Below are 15,896 nucleotides of genomic sequence, written 5' to 3' on the forward strand. Positions count from 1 at the left end.
GTATGACTTGTCTCACCGAATTATGAAAACTAAACCCATGCTTAAAGGCACCACGTAAACTCTCCGGGTTTATATACGTGATAGAATATTTAGCAGATAAAAGAACAAATAAAAAACCCCCATTTTATTGGGGATGATATCATTACAAAAGTAAGGATGAAAAAAAAGATACCGGTAGAAACGGTCCATTGTCGCAACAGCTTATTCGAATAAGGACAGCTCATCCTGATGCACCCTGATGCTCATCACTATGCCCAAGGACAGCATATTGATCAATACGGAGGTTCCTCCATAGCTGACAAACGGGAGCGTAATGCCAGTCAGCGGCATAATTCCGATCAGCATGCCGATATTCTCGAAAATCTGGAAGACGAACATCGAAACGGCTCCGAGTATAATGATCGACCCGCTCAGATTGCCATTTTGAATAGAAATCAATATCATCCGATAAATCAACAGGAAATACAAGATCAGCAGAAGGGACGAGCCGATGAATCCGAATTCTTCACCGATCACCACAAAAATCGAATCCGAAAAAGGCAGCGGAATAAAGCCGCTGTGAACGGAATTCCCGCGCAAGAACCCTTCTCCGTTCAATTCCCCCGATCCAATGGCGATTTTGGCTTTTTTGACCTGATAAATGGCATCGCTCGATGCCTTATCCGGATAGAGAAACGTATCGATGCGCTCCACCCAGTGGCCGCTTCCCCGTTTTTCCAGAAAGTGTTGGATCTGATCGTGATACGTGACGAACGAATAAAGGAACAATGCCAAAAATCCAGCAAACAAAGCGGTTCCGATCAGCACATAGGAATATTTGATATTGCCGATCCAAAGCATTCCCAGCAAAATCACAATGTAGATAATCGCGTTTCCCAAATCGGGCTGAATCAGCACAAGGGCAAACGGAAGAAAAACAATGCCCGCGATGGGCACCACATCCCTGAAAAATTCCAGCGGTTCCCCTTTCCTTCTGGCAATGAATCCGGCAATGCTGACAATCAGAATCAGCTTTTCCAGTTCAGCCGGCTGAAAATTGAAACCTAACGGGAGCTTAAACCAGCTGCGCGCTCCATTGACTTCTTCGCCAAAAAAATAAACGGCAACCAACAGCACAATGCCGATGACGTAAAGATAACCGGAAAACTTAAGCAGCAGTCTGTAGTCCATTATGGAGGCGCCGATCAGCACGAGAAATCCGAGAGCAAAATTCAGCAGCGCTTTGATATGCAAATCGGAGCCATAGTAAATGGAGTCCATCGTCGCACTGTATATGAGCACCGAGCTGAAAATCATAAACACGGCCAAAATGGCAAATATCGTCCAATCTATTCTTTTTATTTTGTCCAGCATGAACGGATCATCCCATTCCGAAAAACTTCTTCATCCTAGTGAACATTCCGGTTTTGGATTCGAGTTGAATAAGCGGCACGGTGTCCCCCAGAATTCTTCTGGCCATGTTTCGGTAGGCGATGGCCGCCTTGGAGGATGGATTCATCACCGTCGGCTCTCCCGAGTTGGCCGCCTTGATTACGTATTCGTCATCAGGCACGATGCCCAGCAGATCGATAGCCAGAATGGAACAGACTTCATCGATGTCCAGCATATCTCCCTTTTTCATCATGTTCACGCGAATCCGGTTAATAATCAGTTTCGGCCCATTTATTTTTTCCGATTCCAACAGCCCGATAATGCGGTCCGCATCGCGCACCGCCGCATTTTCCGGGGTAGTGACGACAATCGCCCGGTCCGCTCCGGCAACCGCATTCCTGAAGCCCTGTTCAATACCTGCGGGGCAGTCGATCAGAATATAATCATAATCCTGCTTCAGCTGTTGGACAATGGTTTTCATGTCGTCCGGAGAAACCGCATGCTTGTCCTTGGTTTGGGCAGCCGGCAGCAAATAAAGCTCATCGAATCTTTTATCTTTGATCAACGCTTGCTGCAAGCGGCATCTGCCCTCCACCACATCGACAAGATCGTAAATGATTCTGTTTTCCAGTCCCATGACCACATCCAGGTTGCGAAGACCCAGATCGGTATCAATCATGCATACCTTTTTTCCCAACAATGCCAAAGCGGTTCCGATATTAGCGGTGGTCGTCGTCTTGCCCACTCCTCCTTTGCCGGAGGTCACCACGATTGCCTCGCCCATGCGACTCACTCTCCCTTTTCCATCCACGCTGCCGGACGCAGCCGATGAAGATGGATGATTTTATCGATTTCCATTTTGTGCTCCCGCAAATAAGCAAATTCCATGAAGGATTCACCGATTCCCCACTCGTCAGGGGGCCTGCTGATCACATGGGCGATTCGCAGCTGGATCGGCCGCAAATGCGAGGCCGCAATAACGGCGTCTTCATTTCCGTCAATGCCGGCATGAGCCATCCCCCGAAGGGAGCCCATGACATAGATGTCTCCCGTACTTGTAATCGTACCTCCGGGATTCACATCGCCCAAGTATAAAATATTTCCATCCGCATGAAGGGTTTGCCCCGATCGGATGATCCCCTGTTCAATTCGGTATCGGGGTCTTTCCGAATTTTCCGGCTTATACGATGATTCAATGGATTGAATGTCCAAATTGCCTCGGCGGGCGATGATCCCGCGAATGCAGTCCTTGTCGGCTTCCGATACGGATCGGTTTCCCAGCTTGACATGGACGGGGATCGTCGGACCGGTCAAAATTTGCTGATGTGTATTTTCCAGCTTATGCTTCAGTTCTGTCAGCAGATCGGAAAATTCGCAAGCGTCATTGAGCAGAAAGATCAAGCCGTCCTTCACGCCCTTGATCGTCACATGATGTTTGGCCAAGGATATACACTCCATTCTCCAACCTATACAAATTCTTGTTTGATTGTTCAATTTCCTTCCGGCTCGGAAAATTATCCGACACTCATTTCCTCATCCTGCTTCATGCGAAGCGATCCTTCAAGAAATTGGCGGGCCGGCACATAGATAATCAGGCCGAAAAGCAGATTCAACAACAGGCTGGGAAAAATGTTCTTCAGCAAAATCCAGGTTAACGGCAAATCCGTTACATTGAAAAATCGGTAGATTCCATAGAGCATGATGCCATAGGCCAATTCCGCCAACGCCGTAAAACTCAAGGTGAGTAACAGCGATGAGCGCTTTCTAGCAAAGCTTAAGCCGACGAGATAGCCGAGCAACCCCATACTAAAGGAATGCACACCCAGCATATGCCCGTAATAAATGAGATCCTGCAGAAATCCGAACAACAGACCGTACACAAGCGCCGCATGACGATTCCTGTAAATCGCGATATAAATGATGCCGATCAGCACGAAATGCGGAGAAATCTCCGCTTTGCCCGACCATCCGGAGGGAAGCAGCCAAGGGAACAACGAACCTTCAACCAAAAAGAATAACAGTAAAATCAATAGGGTTTGTGGATAACGCATCGTTCACCTCATGGTTGCGGCTTTTCTATTACAAAAATCGCCTGCCCCGGTTTAAACCGGGCCGCCGGTTTGATATAGGCTTTATAAGCGATTCCAAAATCCCCTTCACGCTTGGAAACGACCGTTCCGATCACGACTCCGGCCGGAAACACTCCGCCCAAACCGGAAGTTATGATCGTATCGCCCGCGGCAATCTGGTCGGACTCGGGAATTTTATCCATGATCAAATATCCCGACTCGTTATCATAGCTTTCAATCATCCCGAAGGAATCCTTCCCTTTGACCGTTGCGGCGATCGCTTTGCTCGTGTCGATTTTGAAATCGACGTCCTTGTATAGAATGTCGGAAATCAGCTGTACGGTTGAATAGAAGGGCGCCACCCTGTCAATCCGGCCGATCAAGCCGTCCACAGTCGCCACCGCCATGTTTTCCCTGATGCCGTCCTTGGACCCCAAATTAATCCGGATGGTCGTGTTGTAAACGGGATCGGGGCTCACCGCAACCGCTTCGGCCACATGCCAAACATAGTGATTCTCCTGCTTTTGCTTCTCCGTAAAGCTGAGCGCATCGAGCAGCTCCCGGTTCTGCTTTTCAAGAGCATTCAGCCTGGCGGTGTCCTTGGCGTAATCCATCAACCTTTTCTTCAGCACTTTATTTTCTTCATAGATGTCGCGCAAATTTCCGATGTCCCCAAAGAAGCCCGCTATATAGCCAGCGGGCTTGTAAAACAGGCTTTGAGCGAATGAAACGGTGTCGCTTGCGAACATTTCCAGCCACGTCATCTTTTCTCTTTTCCCCAACGTCAGTCCCATCAGCGCAACAGCAAGTATTACACCGATCAGGAGGACAAACAGCCTTTTGCTCCCCATGAATTTAAACAAAGCATACACCTACTTGCCAAAGTATACGTCCCATGCCGGAATCTTCAGATGGTTCACTCACCGCTTGGACCGGGAGGAAGGCCCGGACTTCGACTTGAACAAATGAATGTTTTCCAATGCTCGTCCGGTGCCGATCGCCACGCAATCAAGCGGATTTTCAGCCACAACCACAGGCATCCCGGTTTCTTTCGACAACAGTTTGTCCAGGTTTTTCAGCAGCGCTCCGCCTCCGGTCAGCACGATTCCCCTGTCCATAATATCTGCGGCCAATTCCGGCGGACATCTCTCCAAAGTCACCTTGACCGCATCCACAATGCTGTAAATCGTATCGGTCAACGCTTCGGTTATTTCTTCGGATGTAATCGCAAGGGTTTTCGGCAGACCGCTGACGAGATCCCTGCCCCGGATTTCCATGGATTCCGGCGCGCCGGAATGAATCGCCGAGCCGATTTCGATTTTCAGCTGCTCGGCGGTCCGTTCGCCGATCATCAAATTATAAGAACGCTTGATATACTGGATGATCGCCTCATCCATTTCATCCCCGGCAATACGCACGGATCGGCTTGTGACAATGCCGCCCAAAGATATGACCGCCACTTCGGCAGTTCCCCCGCCGATATCCACCACCATGCTTCCCGTCGGCTCCCATACCGGCAAATCCGCCCCGATGGCAGCGGCAAAGGGCTCTTCAATCGTGTAGGCCTCCTTGGCGCCCGCCTGGCGGGTCGCATCCTCAACCGCCCGCTGCTCAACCGCAGTAATTCCCGACGGAACACAAACCATCACATTGGGGTGCCGCGGAAAGAATGTCTTCGGCTGCGCTTCCCTGATAAAATATTTGATCATCGTCGCCGTCGTTTCAAAATCGGCAATCACGCCGTCCTTCATCGGACGGATCGCTACAATGTTGCCGGGCGTCCTTCCGATCATTTTTTTGGCCGCGTCCCCGACCGCCTCTATGGTTTTTGTATCCGTGCGCAGAGCAACGACGGAAGGCTCCCTGACGACAATTCCTTTTCCTTTTACATATACAAGGGTATTGGCTGTACCCAAATCTATGCCGAGATCTTTCGTGAAACTACCAAACACATTCATTTCTCCCTTCCTATCCGGCAATCGCTTCTAAATTATATTACATCAATCCTTGCTCCTTCAAACTGACATATCGTCTGTCTCCGATAATCACATGATCCAGCACCTCGATGCCGATCAGCTCGCCGGCCTGTACAAGTCTCCGCGTCAAATGGATGTCTTCGGGGCTTGGGGAAGGATCACCGCTCGGATGATTATGCAGGCAAATAATGGAAGCGCTGCTTTTCTTGATCGCGGCGCGAAACACTTCCCTGGGATGAACGATGGATGCGTTCAAGCTGCCCATTGACAGCGTTTCTTCCGCCAGCACCTGATTTTTGGTGTTCAAAAACAAACAGACGAAATGTTCCTTCTGCAAATACCTCATGCTTTCCATCATGTAATCGGCGGCATCCTTCGGCGAACGGATCTTGACCGTCTGTTCCATCGCAGTTCGCGCCAAACGCCGACCCAGTTCAATCCCTGCTTTGATCTGCAGAGCTTTCGCCGTTCCGATGCCCTTGATGGCCATCAGTTGATCCGTGCTCAAATCGGTCAAATTTCTAAGGCCTCCGGATTCCATCAAAACCCGATGGGCCAACCCCACCGCAGATTCCGAAAACGTGCCGGTCCGCAGCAATATAGCAAGCAGTTCGGCATTGCTCAACGCTTGTGCCCCATGCTGAAGCATTCGTTCTCTGGGTCTTTCCTCTTTCGGGACATCGCGCAATGTAACATTGTGCGATTCCATGAATTCCCCTCTTTCACAGTAAAATGTTTAAAGCGTTTGAAAACCAAAGTCGGCGAGCATATCGCTCAGTAAAGATAAAGGAAGACCAACGACATTAAAATAATCCCCTTCGATCCCTTCCACAATCGTCGCACCGATTCCCTGAATCGCATACGCACCGGCTTTGTCGGCCGGTTCTCCGGTCGCAATGTAACGATCGATTTGTCCGGCGCTCAAGGCTTTCATATGCACCTTGGTCATGCGATGCGAAGTTCGCTGCATTCCCGAAGCGGTGTCAATGCAGGAGACTCCGCTGAATACCTGGTGCGTTCTCCCTTGCAAAGCCTGCAGCATGTCCCGCGCCTCCGCATCATCCTTCGGCTTGCCGAGGACGCGCCCTTCGAAAACCACGATCGTATCGGAGCCGATGATTACCCCGTTCAGCCCCTTCTCTTCCTTCAAGAGAAAAACTGCATGGGCTTTCCGCAGGGCAAGCGTTTCGACAACCTGATCCGGAGCCAGCGGCTCTGCAATCGTCTCATCCACATCGGCCGCCAGAACCTCCACCGGAAATGGGAGCATCCTGATCAAATCGCGACGGCGGGGTGAAGAGGACGCCAGAATCAAGGTTTGCTGTTGGACGTTCACCACTGCTCACACCTCTTTTACATTCTGCGGTACAGCCAAATCGCGGCCAAAACGCCGATCAGGCTCAATAAACTTAGTTTAACCTGAATGTAAAAATCATACTGCAGAAAATCGAGATCGGCTTTGGGATGCCAGGCAACGGTGGTGGTTTTCGTGAGGAAGACAACGGCTTTCACCGGGGACAGCAGATGATTGGCAAGGGAGCCCGCCAACAATCCGATCAACAATAAAATGACAAGCAGCAGCCTGCTTTTTTTCATACCATCCGGTTCCTCCCGCAAATTCAAATCTGACAGCTTTCACTCCATGTTGACCTGGACTGGACTTGTCTCCTTATTATAAGGTTTAACGGACTCCAGCACAATCCAAGAAAACGGGGCATCCATTTGGAAGTATTTTCCTGCATACGCAACCTACCCGGGACATGTAAAATAGTTCTGGGAGGGGCTTATCGAGAAAAAATGGTTTACCGCCATAGGTAGCGTATTGCTGCTGTTGAGCCAGCCTTACCCTGTGCAGGCCGCCACCATCCTCATCGATCCTAAGACATGGAGGTTATGACCGCGGCGCTGCCGGGGTCAACGGAATTTTCGAAAAAGATATCAATTTTGACATTTCACGCAAGCTCAGAGACGAGCTTTCGCCGATACCAAAAAAGCCGACCTGTTTGTTTCCATGCATGCAAACTCACATCAATCACGCTACATAAAGGGAAGCCTGGTGCTGTATTATGACTCGCAATACCCTCAGGAAATCTACCCTGCCAGCGAAACGATGAAACCGAAGATAAAGGAATCATCCCGAGCTCGGCATATGTCATCCGGATGGGGGCGACACCCAGCGTTCTGGTGGAAACGGCATTTCTGTCAAACCATGAAGACGCCCGGCGGCTTGCTTCACCTGAATTCAGACAAAAATCGGCGATTGGCATCGCCGATGGCATCGAGCAATATATCGGCCGGTTGGATCCGCCCGCTTTTCGGGATATTCGCGGCGACTGGGCGCGCGAAGCGATTGCCAGCCCAAAGAAAGAGGAGTTATAGGCGGATACAATGATTTGTTCTTCCCGAATGCCACTTTGACCCGTGCGGAATATCTGGCCATGCTGGACCGCATTTTCCAGTTTAAATCGGCCAATCCCGGTTCGGCAGCCTCCGTCGACGCACAGTCAAAGTCCGAACCATCGCCCGAAAAGAGTTTTGCCGATCTAGACTCCAGGCATTGGGCATATGCCGTCCTGGTTGAAGTTGTTGACCGCAGATTTATTCAGGGCTTTGAGGACGGCACGATTCGTCCCGACCAAGCGGTTACGCGGGCGGAAATACGCCGACGGAACAGCAACCGGCAGCGGAAGAGGCTGTTTCTGTGCTTGATGACGCAACATCCCCGGCCTTTTCCGATGTTTCCGATAATTCATGGGCCGCTCCGGCTATTTTCAGAATGAAACCACTCGGCCTGATCAATGGGGTCGCGATCGATCTGTTCACGCCGAACCCCATGATGACCAGAGCCGGGGGGGGGGCGGCAGTGCTGGCCCGCTATCTTGAAAATCCGCTTCCGCCAAAAACCGATTCCATGTGAATTCTTCAAGGACGCTTCGCGTCCACCGAAAATGCTTAGACAGCGCGACAAAATAACTTCCACTAAAATGTTGGCAAAAATCATTAAACCGTTGATATTTTGCCAACAAAAGTGGGAACTAATTTTGTCGTGCGTCCTTATTGTTGACCGGATAATTCCTTCAACATCCGTTTCTCGGTGACCGCAAATTCCATAATCGAGGTTTGAGCCTGCCAAAGATGGGCTTTGGAGGGATTCTTATTATACTCCTCCATGGAAATTACCGCTGTATTCATCGCATTGCTCAGCTGATCAAAATCCGCCCTGACGGATTCGGATACGCTTGAGCTTAAGGATTTGACCGTATCCGTCCAGGATTGATGTGCACTTTTCAGATTATCCAGATTGACGGTATCGATGGCCGTCGGATTGCTTTCCTCCAAGTGAAGAAGCGACAGGTCTCCTATCATCCCGATCAATTTTTGTGCCTGGCTGAAATAGGACTCTACCGTTTGCGCATCGGTGCCTGCCCAACGAAGCTGATGCGTTCCCGGGATCTCGTACGCCTTGATATAAACCTCCAAATTATTATCCTGCAGCATGCGGCTGAGCGCCAGGGCATCGTTGCGATCTCTGGTCATGCCCGCATAAACGACAAACGGTCCGGAAGACTCCGATACGGCTGCAAGTCCTTTCTTCCGAAGCTCTTCCTGCGCATTTTGAGCTCCCTCAAGGCCGCTGAACACACCGTTTTGCAGCATATAATAGGTTTGCGCCGGAATATCCGCCTGCAGCATTCCCACAGCCGCCGATCCGGCCGCTTCCTTTTGCCCTGCAGTCGGGGAGGACGCGGAGCTTAGTTCTTTTTCAGCGGGTGTTTCTCCCGTCTGCCCCGAGGCTGCTGAATTCAGAGCATCCTTAGAGGTGATGTCTGCGGCACGGTCGCCTGCCGGATGGAACATCGACAGCACGAACAATCCAAACAACAGACCGGTCACCACGGCACCGGAAACGGATGTGATGATTTTCATCCAGGGTACGGACGACCGTTTGACGTATCGTGTTCGGACTTTATCCTCAACGATTTCCGGACCGAAGCGATCCCTGCCCCAATCTTGAACATATCCTGTCTCCGAATTCATTGGCCCCGGTATATCCCAAGCAGGATTGCGAGAGAAACTGGAATTTGTTCGATCCGCCTTCAGCCTCCTCGCGTTCTCCTCCCGGAGCGCATCCGATTCACGGATCAACTTTTCCAGCCTTTGCGTTTCCATGTCAAACGGACTCGACCATGCTCCGTAATCCGTTGCAAACTGGTTCAGCATCTGCGGATCGCTGAACACTTCGCCCGGTTTGGCCGGCGGTTCCTTCCCTTCGTTTTGTAATGGCGCCTCGTTCTGATACAGCGGAATGACGATCCCCTGATTTTTCCCCGTTTCCTTATGTGAATACGAGTCTCCGCCTCGATTTTCAGGATCGAAACGGTAAGTTATCTTGGCTTTGCTCATTTCGGCACTCTCTCCCTTGTCCTATACTCGTGTTTTATCCATATGACGGAAAAAGATGAAATATGAGCATTTCCATAGTGTCATCTTGCAATGCTCTTTAATATTCTATTATAAAAGGAGTTGATAGATTTGAAAGGGATTGATTGCGCAACACCGCTCACACTTGATAATGCTAAAGCGGTCGCCGCTCTGGGATACGAATTTGTCTGCCGATATCTGGTTCCGGCAGCTTATGCATGGAAACGGCTGACCCGGACGGAAGCACAAGCGCTCACCGAAGCCGGATTGCAGATTATCTCCGTCTGGGAAACCTCCGCCAACCGCGCAGCGGGCGGGGCTGCGGCCGGTCAGATTGACGGCCCGCTCGCTTTGAATGAAGCTCAGACCGTCGGACAACCTGCCGGAACCGCAATCTATTTTGCTGTAGACTACGATGCTCGGCCTGCCGATTATGATGCGATCGAAAATTATTTGCGGGCGGCCGCAGCAGCACTTCCGGGATATTCTGTCGGTGTTTACGGCTCCTATGCCGTCGTCGAGGAAATGGCCCTTCGGGAAGCTTGCGGGCATTTTTGGCAAACCTACGCTTGGAGCCGGGGGCAGCGTTCGAGCCATGCAAATTTGTACCAGTACCAAAACGAGGTGACCGTAGCCGGAATTCAAGCCGATCTGGATGAATCTTTCGGCAATGAAGGATTCTGGAACACGGCAGCGGCACCGACAGGGCCGTTTCCGGATGTGCCCCCCGACCGCTGGAGCGCCTCTGCCATTGAGATCGTCAAAAATGCAGGACTCATGGTGGGTTTTCCCGACGGCACCTTCAGACCGACCCAACCGACAACACGAGAAGAACTCGCTGTAGTGCTGGCTAAACTCCTGACGATGATAGAAACATGATTTTCATGCTTGGGCATTGCGACGAAATAACTTCCATCAAATTGGCAAAAATCAATTAAACCGCTTGATCCTTTGCCGCCAAAAGTGGAACTAACTTCATCGCGAGCCCTTGATCAAATTTCAGTGTAACGGGATTGTCGTTGATAGGAAAAGCACAAAAAAAATTCCGGCTTCTTCAACCGGAATTTTTTTTGTTCCATACCACTGTTTTACAAGAACATACCCAGATTCATTACACTCAAGACGGCTTGATCCGGATAAATGGTTCGCGAAGCGATTTTCCATTCTCCATTTTCTTTTCTCAGCACATCTTCGCGTTCTCCAAACAGTTGTTCCGTTTCAATGTCCGAAGCCCTGCTCCTTTTGAACAAAAAATAGCTTCGCACACGATATTCCTCCGGTCTGGAGCCGGGAGCAACCGAAATATTGCTGACGAAATGCCGCTGCCGAGTCGCCGGGTTGTCAACCCAGGCCGATGTCGTGTACAGCCGGTTCACCCGGGTTGTCAGGGATTTTTTCGTTTCCTCAAAATGCTTCATCTCATAAACAAGGTTGGATGCATCTTTATTGTCGGACGTTACGCGTATCGGCATCTGATATACCAGATCTTCGCTCAGCAAATCGAGCCACTCTTTATATTGCCGATGATCCAACAAGTAAGCTTCATGATAAAGAAAATTGCTTATTTCGTAATGCAATTCCGCGTTCATTTTGCTTCCTCCCCCGCGTCAAGAAGATCTTTGCTGATGAGCTCAAACCAATATTCATGCAAACTTCTTGAAATGGCGTCGAGATACGTCGTGGGATAGGCGATGCCGCGTCCGGGAAAGTTCTCGTCGGGCTCGACCCGGCCGAATCCCATCAGATAATTGGATACATTGTTATAATTCAACTCTTTATCCCGGCTCATAATACCCTTGCTGGCCTGAACAATACGGGCCCAGGTCTCGGTATCGTCCATCTCCAGTGTGCCGGAGGAGCCAAAGGAACCGATATACCCTCTATAAGCCGCTTCTTTATAATCTTCCGGAGCGGCCTTGTCAATCATGAACCAGCACCAAATCTCCACTTTGTCGGGTCCCAATGGCCTCCAAACCCGGAAATTCAAATAGTTGTGCAAATGTCCCTCAGTTCCATGAACGGGGCTTACGAAGGACAGATTGGGGAACACGCCTCCCACAAAAACGGTCGTTCTCGATAAAAGATCGTACTGCTCCGGGCTCAAGTTTCTTTCAAACATCGGCCACATGGATTCCGGCGTAGCCTGAAACGGAAATTTGGATCGTCCGTTGGCACCCGTGATCACATTGATGCCGTGCCCGTGTCCCAAAATAACCTGATGTCCATACGATGCATAAAGAGGGTCGCTTGGACTGATGCCCATTTCCACAGTGGAACGGTGGTTTGTTTGCACATGATAAGGGTCCGCTGAAAAATTTTCTTGCAGCGCTTTCCAGTTGGCGTTGGCCACCCAGCGCTGAGGCACTCCCCTGACTTCCATCCCGCCGTCGCTTCTGCCCAGCAAAATATCGAAATAAAACTTCATATCCCCCAGATAATCCTCTAAAGACATTGCATTCTTATCCAGGTTCGCGAAGATCATCCCCCGATACGATTCGAGCCGCGGAATCGGACGAAGACCCCATTCGGATTTATCCATCTCTTCCCCGTACACCTTGTCTCCGGCTACTATGCCGATCAGTTCCCCCTCAAGGTTAAAGCTCCAACCGTGATAAGGGCAGGTAAACGTTTTCTTTTTTCCGAAATCTGCTGTGCACAAATGCACGCCGCGATGAGTGCAGGAATTGAGGAACGCTTTCAATTCTCCGGAATTGGTTCTGACAAGCAGCACCGGATCATTCACGATCCATCTTGTTACATAGCTGCCCGCTTCCTTTAATTCGGATTCGTGAGCCAAAAATTGCCAAGTGTGGCCAAATATTTTTTCAATTTCAACTTGGTGGATTTCGGGGTCCGTGACTACCCATTGCGGCATCAAGCCTTCTGATATTTTTTGCTGCAGAACGCTTAATGTTTTTTTATCCAGCGTATTTCTCATCTTCTCTTCTCCTTCCAGCACGTTTTTGGATTTAAGAACACGCTGATTCACAATATGAATTGATAATTTATATAATGAATTAATTGATTTAATCGTAATACAATGACCGCAATTTGTCAATCTGATTTGAAGCGGCTGACTTCCCAGATATTCGGTATTCCCAGCCGAAAAAGACCTGGGCTGCTTCCATTGCCTTCAAGGCAAGCCTCAGGTCTTTCTTATCTCAATAATAACCCTCAAATATCCGCCAATAAGCCAGATCAATTCAGCATTATCCGCTATTTCACATATTTCCTGTGCAGCTCTTTCGCCAGCCAATCGGCCGACTTCCAGATATCGCCCGCTCCCATGGTCAGCACCAGGTCCCCGGAGCTGACATGATTTATCAAAAAGGATTGAACGTCCTCTTTAGTCGGCAGGTAAGTCACCCTCGGATTGCTGTTCAGGCGAATCATTTCCGCCAGCTTGGCCGAGTTGATCCCCTCGATTTGCTTTTCTCCGGCAGGGGAGTAAATATCGGTGATAATTACTTCATCCGCTTCATGAAATGCGCGGCTGAACTGCTCAAGCAGAAAATAGGTTCTCGTGTAGCGCTGGGGCTGAAAGACGGCAATGATCTTTTTGCCGGTCGCTTTGGCTGCGCTGATTGTGGCCTGGATTTCCGTCGGATGATGCGCATAATCGTCAATGACAAGAATCCCATCGATCTCGCCAAGCACATGAAAACGGCGTTTGGCTCCGCGAAAATCTTTGATCGAACGGGCGATCTGCGCGAAATCCAATCCCGCGTCCAGACATACAATCAGTGCAGCCAAAGCATTATATACATTATGCCGACCGGGTATGGACAGCTCAAGCGTTCCCAACGGTTTTCCTCTATATTCGACTTCAAAGGCTGATTTTCGGTCTCCCAGACGAATATTTTTGGCGGTAAAATCGGCCGGCCGGTCAATCCCGAAGGTGACGACTTCTCCTTGAAGGCCGGAAATCATTTCCCGCAAATGCGGATCATCGAGGCAGACGATCGCTTTACCGCCCTTTTGGATCTGATTCAGAAACGTATAATACGCTTGCTTGAGATTTTCAAAATCTCCGTTGTAATTTTCCAGATGATCGGCTTCGATATTGGTGACAATCGCGATGTAAGGATGATACTGAAGGAAGGAACCGTCGCTTTCATCAGCCTCGGCCACTACATATTCGCCAATTCCCGCTTTGGCGTTGCTGCCCACATTCATGATTTCTCCGCCGATAATATAAGTAGGATCCATACCGCATTGCTCCATGACCAGAGAAATCATCGAGGATGTGGTGGTTTTGCCATGCGCCCCCGCAACGGCAACCCCTTTCTTCACATTCATGATGCGGGCAAGCATTTCAGCGCGGTGCAGAATCGGAATGTTCAGTTTTTCGGCGGCCAGCATTTCCACGTTATCCTTGGGCAACGCTGTGGAGTACACGACCATATCCGCCCCTTGAACATGCCGGGCTTCATGTCCGATAAATACATGCGCCCCTTTGGCCGAGAGTTTTTCCGTCAATTCCTGTTTGGCGACATCTGAGCCGGAAACGGTATACCCCATTTCCAGCATAACCTTCGCAATAGCGCTCATGCCGTAACCGCCGATGCCGATGAAATGAATATGTTCCAAGGTACTCAAACCCTTCTCACCAACCTTTTTCACAATCGGATTGATTCAATATCCAGGCTCTTACGTCTGCAATCAAGTATAACGTGCCGGTGACCACCGCCAAGTCCTCCTCCGCCGTCAGATCAATCAATCTGGCCAGCGCAGCCCTCCAGTCAGGCTCCACGATGATTTCCACCGGATGCTTTGAAAATTCGGGAAGAAGCTCTTCTACTGTCCGATGCAGTTCCCGGGCGGAAATTTTTTTGCGAAAATCCGGTTCGGTGACGATAAGCGTATTCACCATAGGTAGTATATGCCTGATATAGCCCGAATGATTCTTCGTAGAAAGCATTCCGAACATCATATGTAATTTCCGATAGCGGTAGACCTTCTGCAAAGAATCGGCAAGCGATTCGGCGCCCTCGGGATTGTGCGCTCCATCCAGCAAAATTCTGGGCTGACTTTGCACCATCTCCAATCTCCCGGGCCACTTCGTTTGCTTCAAAGCGGGAAGCAGGTCCCCGTCATCGAGAATCACCGCATAATACTGCTTCAGCACGTCCAGCGCCATTAAAGCCGTGGAAGCGTTTTTCAACTGATGAGGACCGTTCAGCGAAATTTCGGCAGCGCGAAGACTGCGGAACGGACTGGTAAAATGGAAAATTTGTTCGTTCTCCCTGACCGATACCGCTTTATAATCAAACTCGCGTCCCAAGAGATACAGGGTGCTGTGCTTTTCCCGGGCCTCCCGTTCGATCACCCGCAGAGCCTCCTGCTGCTCGACCGCGCTGATCACAGGCACTCCGGATTTGATGATGCCTGCTTTTTCCAAGGCGATTTTCTCCAGCGAATCCCCCAAAATATCCATATGATCGTGACCGATATTCGTTATGATCGAAACGATCGGAATGACGATGTTGGTGCAATCGAGCCGGCCTCCCAAGCCCGTTTCCCAAACCACAAAATCAGGATATGCATGCCGCGCAAAATAAACGACGGCCAGCGCGGTCGTCACTTCGAACATAGTCGGAGGCCCCAATTCGCCGGCGGCAATTTCATCAACCAGAGGTCTAAGCTGATTGGCGATGCTCAGCAACTGCTCCTCCTCGATATCTCGTCCGTTCAATTGAATGCGATTCGTAAACTTTTGGATATACGGCGAAGTGAACGTTCCCACCGCATACCCGCATTTCGTGAGGACACTGGACAAATACGCGCAAACCGAACCTTTTCCGTTCGTGCCGGCCACATGAATGAATTTTAGCCTGCGGTGCGGATGATCCAGCTTTTCCATCAAAACTTCCATTCTTGCCAGACCCGGCCGGATCCCGAACGGAATCAGGCCGTTGATCCACTCCACAGCTTCATCGTATGACCGAAAAGCGGTATGAGAAAGAGATATCCCACTCGCATCATCCATTATTACCCATTCCTTATCATTTAAAATTCACTTCTACATAATAGGGCATGTTCAAAAAGTTGGGTCTCT

General features: G+C 50.0%; 17 protein-coding genes and 1 pseudogene. 4 read left to right on the forward strand and 14 right to left on the reverse strand.

Annotated features, from left to right (window positions below):
• Positions 1–201: 201 nt before the first annotated feature.
• The 9 genes from VF724_RS01705 to VF724_RS01745 form a co-directional block, all read right to left on the reverse strand.
• The gene (locus tag VF724_RS01705; RefSeq protein WP_371752487.1) at positions 202–1,353 is read right to left on the reverse strand and encodes an FtsW/RodA/SpoVE family cell cycle protein; all 1,152 of its coding nucleotides are present in this window, start codon (positions 1,351–1,353) and stop codon (positions 202–204) included.
• A 7-nt stretch (positions 1,354–1,360) separates the two neighbouring features.
• A complete protein-coding gene (gene minD / locus VF724_RS01710; RefSeq protein WP_371752488.1) occupies positions 1,361–2,155 on the reverse strand; it encodes a septum site-determining protein MinD in 795 nt (264 codons plus the stop codon).
• Between the two features lie 5 nt (positions 2,156–2,160).
• Positions 2,161–2,820: a septum site-determining protein MinC gene (locus tag VF724_RS01715; RefSeq protein ID WP_371752662.1), complete on the reverse strand. Its 660-nt coding sequence runs from the start codon at positions 2,818–2,820 to the stop codon at positions 2,161–2,163.
• A 65-nt stretch (positions 2,821–2,885) separates the two neighbouring features.
• A complete protein-coding gene (gene mreD / locus VF724_RS01720; protein WP_371752489.1) occupies positions 2,886–3,422 on the reverse strand; it encodes a rod shape-determining protein MreD in 537 nt (178 codons plus the stop codon).
• 8 nt (positions 3,423–3,430) lie between these two features.
• Complete coding sequence (gene mreC, locus VF724_RS01725) at positions 3,431–4,312, reverse strand: rod shape-determining protein MreC (protein WP_371752490.1); 882 nt, start codon at positions 4,310–4,312, stop codon at positions 3,431–3,433.
• A gap of 48 nt (positions 4,313–4,360) precedes the next feature.
• On the reverse strand, positions 4,361–5,392 hold the full coding sequence (locus VF724_RS01730) for a rod shape-determining protein (RefSeq protein ID WP_371752491.1): 1,032 nt from the start codon (positions 5,390–5,392) through the stop codon (positions 4,361–4,363).
• Positions 5,393–5,435: 43 nt separating this feature from the next.
• A complete protein-coding gene (gene radC, locus VF724_RS01735) occupies positions 5,436–6,125 on the reverse strand; it encodes a RadC family protein (protein WP_371752492.1) in 690 nt (229 codons plus the stop codon).
• A gap of 27 nt (positions 6,126–6,152) precedes the next feature.
• Positions 6,153–6,755: a Maf family protein gene (locus VF724_RS01740; protein WP_371752493.1), complete on the reverse strand. Its 603-nt coding sequence runs from the start codon at positions 6,753–6,755 to the stop codon at positions 6,153–6,155.
• Positions 6,756–6,769: 14 nt separating this feature from the next.
• On the reverse strand, positions 6,770–7,012 hold the full coding sequence (locus VF724_RS01745; RefSeq protein WP_371752494.1) for a DUF4321 domain-containing protein: 243 nt from the start codon (positions 7,010–7,012) through the stop codon (positions 6,770–6,772).
• Between the two features lie 341 nt (positions 7,013–7,353).
• Between VF724_RS01745 and VF724_RS01750 the strand changes: the two are divergent.
• From VF724_RS01750 to VF724_RS01760, 3 genes and pseudogenes are all read left to right on the forward strand, one after another.
• Positions 7,354–7,795 (forward strand): annotated as a pseudogene (locus VF724_RS01750) (N-acetylmuramoyl-L-alanine amidase family protein).
• A 14-nt stretch (positions 7,796–7,809) separates the two neighbouring features.
• Entirely contained in the window at positions 7,810–8,196 is a 387-nt protein-coding gene (locus VF724_RS01755) for an S-layer homology domain-containing protein (RefSeq protein WP_371752495.1), read from the forward strand.
• Complete coding sequence (locus tag VF724_RS01760; RefSeq protein ID WP_371752496.1) at positions 8,193–8,333, forward strand: hypothetical protein; 141 nt, start codon at positions 8,193–8,195, stop codon at positions 8,331–8,333. The genes VF724_RS01755 and VF724_RS01760 overlap by 4 nt, the downstream gene beginning before the upstream one ends.
• Positions 8,334–8,470: 137 nt before the next feature.
• Here VF724_RS01760 and VF724_RS01765 read toward each other — a convergent pair whose 3' ends face one another.
• Entirely contained in the window at positions 8,471–9,820 is a 1,350-nt protein-coding gene (locus VF724_RS01765) for an SPOR domain-containing protein (RefSeq protein WP_371752497.1), read from the reverse strand.
• Positions 9,821–9,943: 123 nt separating this feature from the next.
• On the opposite strand from VF724_RS01765, the gene VF724_RS01770 reads away from it, so the two are divergent.
• A complete protein-coding gene (locus VF724_RS01770; protein ID WP_371752663.1) occupies positions 9,944–10,717 on the forward strand; it encodes a glycoside hydrolase domain-containing protein in 774 nt (257 codons plus the stop codon).
• A 209-nt stretch (positions 10,718–10,926) separates the two neighbouring features.
• Here the strand turns inward: VF724_RS01770 and VF724_RS01775 are convergent, their stop codons facing one another.
• From VF724_RS01775 to VF724_RS01790, 4 genes are all read right to left on the reverse strand, one after another.
• Entirely contained in the window at positions 10,927–11,427 is a 501-nt protein-coding gene (locus VF724_RS01775) for a 3-phenylpropionate/cinnamic acid dioxygenase subunit beta (RefSeq protein ID WP_371752498.1), read from the reverse strand.
• The gene (locus tag VF724_RS01780; protein WP_371752499.1) at positions 11,424–12,776 is read right to left on the reverse strand and encodes an aromatic ring-hydroxylating oxygenase subunit alpha; all 1,353 of its coding nucleotides are present in this window, start codon (positions 12,774–12,776) and stop codon (positions 11,424–11,426) included. The genes VF724_RS01775 and VF724_RS01780 overlap by 4 nt, the downstream gene beginning before the upstream one ends.
• Positions 12,777–13,054: 278 nt before the next feature.
• Positions 13,055–14,437 carry a UDP-N-acetylmuramate--L-alanine ligase gene (gene murC, locus VF724_RS01785; RefSeq protein ID WP_371752500.1) on the reverse strand — a complete coding sequence of 461 codons (1,383 nt, stop codon included), beginning with the start codon at positions 14,435–14,437 and terminating at the stop codon, positions 13,055–13,057.
• Between the two features lie 7 nt (positions 14,438–14,444).
• The gene (locus tag VF724_RS01790) at positions 14,445–15,827 is read right to left on the reverse strand and encodes a bifunctional folylpolyglutamate synthase/dihydrofolate synthase (RefSeq protein ID WP_371752501.1); all 1,383 of its coding nucleotides are present in this window, start codon (positions 15,825–15,827) and stop codon (positions 14,445–14,447) included.
• Positions 15,828–15,896 lie beyond the last annotated feature (69 nt).

The sequence above is a fragment of the Ferviditalea candida genome (assembly GCF_035282765.1).
GTDB classification, from domain to species: Bacteria; Bacillota; Bacilli; order Paenibacillales; family KCTC-25726; genus Ferviditalea; species Ferviditalea candida.